This window comes from Janthinobacterium sp. BHSEK (genome assembly GCF_056174685.1).
The window spans coordinates 1-1,032 of record NZ_JBWBYV010000187.1; the positions used below are offsets into that span (position 1 = coordinate 1).

Annotated in this window: 2 pseudogenes; both read right to left on the minus strand. The window is 60.8% G+C overall.

The features are described from left to right. A pseudogene (locus tag AC0V2Y_RS28215) lies at window positions 1-384 on the minus strand (hypothetical protein); the annotation flags it as partial. Between the two features lie 22 nt (window positions 385-406). Further along, window positions 407-1,032: pseudogene (locus AC0V2Y_RS28220) on the minus strand (hypothetical protein); the annotation flags it as partial.

Consider the following 1,032-nt stretch of genomic DNA (forward strand, 5'->3'; position numbering starts at 1 on the left):
GGCCCAGTCAGCGAAGCGAATGTCCTGCAAGACCGCGTAGCGCTTGCCGATCGTCCAGCCATTGAATGTGCGGCGCGGCAGTACGCCGCCCAGCTGGGCCTGGCTGCCGTACATTGGGCCTATTATTTTCTCGAAGAACAGGTGCTGGCCAGCGCCCTGGTCGCCGGCGACAAGCAGGGCAGTTGCCATCTTGGCGCCACGGTGACGCAGCGGATACGCCAGCCAGCGGGCCACCCAGGTGGATTGCTCAATATTCTGGTTGCACAGGTGAAGCAACAGCGCGCGGATGTGCGGAGCCGTGACTGTCGCCACCGGCGCTACAGGTTGAGCAATCGACCCGAGGAGGGCGCGGATGTTGGCGATGATGGATGTAATGAATTTCATGGTTGCTCCGTTTTGGTGATGGTTATTGAGGTGCTGCCTCGGTATCAGGCGTGGGCGTGATTGCGCCGGCTGCCGGGGATTTGGGCCATGGCCACGGCTTCGGTGCTGCGGCGGTTTTGGGCTTGCGTGCGCGGGGTGCCGGCGTGGCTGATTGCGTTGTTGGCTCAGCTGGCGCGGGTGCTGCAGGTTCTTTAGCGGCCGGGATGACCGCATTCAGGCCGACGTCCTCGGCGAGCATTTCCGCGTCTTCTTCGTCTTCGTCGCTGGCTGCGTATTCGTTACCTGGTAAAGGCGTCGCCATGCTTGAGGCGATGGCGCCGAGCTTGACGAATCCGTCTCCGCAGTATTGGTGGTCAGTGTCAAGCGCCCATTGTTCAATCAGGGCGATGAACAGCGGTCGGCTCTCCAGCGCGAACTCGGTCAGTTCGTTGAGGCGTTCAGGAAAAGCGTTCAAGAAGGCGGGAACTTGCTCTGGCGTCAGCTGTTCAATATTTTCCAGTGCGGCGTTGTTGGCCTTGGCTGCTTTCTTGCTGGCGGTCTGGGCCTTCTTGTCGGCTGCATATTTGGCGGCGTCGGCCTTCGCCTTTGCTTTTGCCTTTGCTGCCTCGTTGATTTGGGCCTTGATGGAATAGGCGTCGACCTTGACCC